The organism is Bacillus sp. P4_D3, from assembly GCF_056401855.1.
Window position 1 is genome coordinate 1 of the sequence record NZ_JBFUIN010001267.1, and the last position, 595, is coordinate 595.

The following is a 595-nucleotide window of genomic DNA, read 5'->3' on the forward strand; positions in this document are numbered from 1 at the left end:
TAACAAGCACGGCTTACATACGATAGGACCATTTGAAGGAAAACGTATGAGGAAAGATGGCCGTCTTTTAGAATGGAAAATGTTATTTGTAAAGCAAGAAGAGAACGGACCGAAATTACCTTTCTTTATACAATGGAATGAAACGGACGAAGAAAGAAGAAACGATTTACGTAACATAGGAACAATCACTGAACATAAAAACAAAGTACAACAAATTGAAACGATTCATTACGCAGTGAAAAATGTTCGAGAAACGGTGCGGAAATGGGAAGAAGTAATGGAGCTAACTGCAAGCTCAGTCATGAAAAATGAAGAATGGAATGCGGAGTGTCAAAGTGTATTGTTTGGTGGTATTAGTGTGCAGTTTTGTGAACCAGTAGGGGGAGGTCTAGTGCTAGAACATTTGAATAAGAATGGTGAAAATCCATTTGCAGTGGAATTTAAAGGGAAAAATAAACGAGAGTATGAAGTGTTAGGTAGTATGTACGTATATTAATAGAGGTGAGTTTTGTGGAAGAAATGTTAAGAGAGATAGAGAGAAAACTAGGGTGGCCTCGAATTGTAAAATGTACAGTTATTTCAGAAGGGTTTTCAC

General features: G+C 37.0%; 1 protein-coding gene. It reads left to right on the plus strand.

Going from position 1 to position 595, the window contains the following annotated elements; all coding sequences use genetic code 11:
- Positions 1–496, plus strand: a 496-nt coding sequence (locus AC1DTM_RS30720; RefSeq protein ID WP_477001736.1) for a VOC family protein, incomplete at its 5' end; no start/stop codon positions are given.
- Positions 497–595 lie beyond the last annotated feature (99 nt).